This window comes from Pseudomonas sp. MF6396 (genome assembly GCF_002018915.1).
Classification (GTDB): domain Bacteria; phylum Pseudomonadota; class Gammaproteobacteria; order Pseudomonadales; family Pseudomonadaceae; genus Aquipseudomonas; species Aquipseudomonas palmensis.
In genome coordinates this window covers 1-2,992 of the sequence record NZ_MVOK01000071.1, presented here as the reverse complement: position 1 = coordinate 2,992, position 2,992 = coordinate 1, and the positions used below count along the sequence as shown (strand labels likewise).

General features: G+C 57.0%; 3 protein-coding genes. All 3 read right to left on the bottom strand.

Features of this window, described 5'->3' with window-relative positions; translation table 11 throughout:
- Nucleotides 1–623: 623 nt before the first annotated feature.
- The 3 genes from tnpC to tnpA all read right to left on the bottom strand — a co-directional run bounded on the left by tnpC (nt 624) and on the right by tnpA (nt 2,923).
- Nucleotides 624–2,150, bottom strand: a complete 1,527-nt coding sequence (gene tnpC / locus MF6396_RS27885; RefSeq protein ID WP_047292640.1) for an IS66 family transposase — start codon at nt 2,148–2,150, stop codon at nt 624–626.
- An 81-nt stretch (nt 2,151–2,231) separates the two neighbouring features.
- Complete coding sequence (gene tnpB / locus MF6396_RS29175) at nt 2,232–2,567, bottom strand: IS66 family insertion sequence element accessory protein TnpB (protein WP_034149241.1); 336 nt, start codon at nt 2,565–2,567, stop codon at nt 2,232–2,234.
- On the bottom strand, nt 2,567–2,923 hold the full coding sequence (gene tnpA, locus MF6396_RS27875) for an IS66-like element accessory protein TnpA (protein WP_073665531.1): 357 nt from the start codon (nt 2,921–2,923) through the stop codon (nt 2,567–2,569). Before tnpA ends, tnpB begins: the two co-directional genes overlap by 1 nt.
- Nucleotides 2,924–2,992 lie beyond the last annotated feature (69 nt).

Genomic DNA, 2,992 nt, shown 5'->3' with positions numbered 1-2,992 from the left:
CGTAAGCGTCCGGCAAAGGCATCTGGCCCTAAGTCGGAAATTGGCGCAGCAGCCAATAGCTTCCTGTGACCATTGCCACTTCTTGAGGGATGGTGCGCGCGGTACCGCAATGCAACACAATCACAAAACAAAATTCTCCCTTGCTGAGTAGTATTACATTAGACGGGGATTTAAGAGGTTTCAGGTATTGCAGAGGCTATCGCTTCCGACCGTCTTCCGTCGCAAAATTTCATAAATTTGGATCAGTTTTGCGAGTTTTGCTACCAAATGCGGAGCGACAACGCCCGAGTGACTTTGGACGGGGCAGAATGGGGTGCGCTACGGGGATAATCAGGGTGTGGCGGGGGGTTACAGGAATTGTTAGGGGAAATGGGGGATATGAGGGGGCGCTAACTCCAGGGTAACTACTGTTCCGCGGATTAAATGAGGGGGAAAGGGGGTGTTTGAGAGGGGGATACAGGGAGACTGCGGGATTTATAGGGTGTCTCGGGGCGCTAAAGGGCGGTACGTGGCGTAGATCTACCCCATTGCAACCAATGCTACGAAAAACCATGTTTTGTGGATGATTTTGGGACTATGCGCCGGAATATTCATAAACGCGTCCACGACGCCACCTGATGTAATTACACCGGTTGCCACCGATGTGGTAGCAACGCCGCAATCTCACTCGCTCGCTGCGTGGGCAGCCGCGTCAGAACATCCTTCAGATAGGCGTACGGATCATGTCCATTAAGCCGTGCTGACTGGATCAAACTCATGATCGCAGCCGCACGTTTGCCGCTGCGTAGTGACCCGGCGAACAGCCAGTTCGACCGCCCAAGTGCCCATGGCCGGATTTGATTTTCACACCAATTATTGTCTATGGGCACGGCGCCATCCTCGAGATATCGGATCAACGCGACCCAGCGTTTGAGGCTGTAATCCAGGGCTTTGGCGATGGCCGACCCTTCGGGCACGAGTTCGCGCTGGGCAATCATCCAGGCGTGTAGCGCCTCGATTATCGGAGTCGCCTTTTCCTGCCGTATTCGGTGCCGCATGTCCGGCTCTAGGTCTTTTACTTCACGCTCTATTTCGTAAAGTGCTGCGATGTAATGCAGCGCTTTTTCGGCGATTTGGCTCTTGTTGGTCGCGTGAAGGTCGAAGAACTTGCGGCGAGCATGGGTCATGCAGCCGATCTCTGTGACGCCCAGATCAAAGCTCGCCTTGTAACCGGCGAAGTCGTCGCAGACCAGCTTGCCGTTCCAGTTGTTCAGGAAGGTTCGGGCGTGTTCACCGGCGCGGCTCGGGCTGAAGTCGTAAACGACTGCCGCCAAGTCGGCGAACTGGCTGGTTGCGTAGGCCCAAACGTAGGCTCGGTGGGTCTTCTTGGCGCCCGGCGTCAGCATCTGTACCGGCGTTTCATCGGCGTGGATCACGCCATGCTCGAGCACTGCTTCGCGCAGCGCATCCACCAGTGGCTGTAGCTGCACGCCGCAGGCGCCAACCCATTGCGCCAAGGTCGAACGGGCGATTGCCAGACCGGCTCGGCCGAAAATTTTCTCTTGTCGATACAGCGGCAGATGGTCAGCAAACTTGGCCACCATAACGTGGGCCAGCAGGCCTGCCGTAGGGATGCCTTTGTCGATGACATGCGCCGGTACCGGCGCCTGGATCAGCGTCTCGCACTGCTCACAGGCCCATTTCCCACGGATATGGCGCTCGACGGTAAACACGCCGGGGGTGTAGTCGAGCTTTTCGCTGGCATCTTCACCGATACGCTTGAGGACGCAGCCGCATTGGCAATGGCTGTTGTCCGGTTCGTGGTGGATCAGCGTACGAGGAAACTGCGCTGGCAGCGGCGCACGCTTGGGTTGCTGGCGCACTTTGGCCGCAGTCGGCGTCGGTTGCAGTGCCTCAAGTTCAGCTTCGATAGCCGCGATGTCGGTGTCGATCAGGTCATCGAGCAAGCTGGCTTGAGCAGGACTTAGTTGCTCGCTGCGCTTGGCAAACTTGAAGCGCTTGAGCAGCGCGATCTCATGGGCCAGTTTCTCGTTGACTGTTTTGTGATGGTGGATTTGCTTGTCCATCGTCTCGACGCGCTGCATCAACTGCGCGGCCAGAGCGCGCAGTTGTTCAGGGTTCAGTTGGTCGAGATTCGGGATGGAAGTCATGCCGCCGATTTTGCCAGAGAGGGCTTTGGGCGGCGATAGACTGATGGGCCAATTGCGCTGGCAAGCTGGCCATGGCAGAACTTAAAGCACAGTGATGACGCCGCCGGCACCGACTCTTTGCCAAGGTAAACCGAGTATCAGGGCCTGAAGCTGTTCTGCATCCAACTCAAGTTCCGAACCATGTCGCACGCCTGGCCAGAAAAAGCGTCCTTGGTGCAACCGACGTGCTGCCAGCCAGATGCCGACGCCGTCATGCACCAGCACTTTCATCCGATTGGCGCGGCGGTTGGCGAAGAGATATGCACAGTGCGGCTTTGCCGCACCGAACACGGCCACTACCCGTGCAAGCGCGGTGTCGGTGCCCGCGCGCATGTCCATCGGCTCGGTGGCGAGCCAGATGGAATCGATGCGGATCATCAGATTAATCCCCGGACGAATCGGGCACATCCCTCGGGATCGTTGACGGGCCAGTTCACCACGAGGCTCCCATGCTCGCTTGGCACGTCGATTCTGATCGATGGCTCGGGACGATCATGAACGCAGGGTTCTAGTTTCAAAGGCATAAAAGCGGGCAGGTTTTTACTGTCCGCGTCGCGATAAAGCGGAATCCATTTACGCACGAGATTGGCATTGATCCCGTGGCTCAGCGCGACGCTTGCGATGGACGCACCAGCGTGCAGACATTCCTGAACGACTTGGGCTTTGAAAGGTTTGGGGTAAGAGTGTCGTTGACGCATGGCGATCCGCTTAATAAGGCTAAAAATGGTGTCCACTTAAATAGGTGTCCACCATCGCCCTAAGCGTTGGGATCAGAAAGGTGTGTTGGCCGGACGCTTACAAAA

Coding starts and splice junctions, on each gene's coding strand:
- tnpC (WP_047292640.1), bottom strand. CDS start 2,150: ATGACTTCCATCCCGAATCTCGACCAACTGAACCCTGAACAACTGCGC.
- tnpB (WP_034149241.1), bottom strand. CDS start 2,567: ATGATCCGCATCGATTCCATCTGGCTCGCCACCGAGCCGATGGACATG.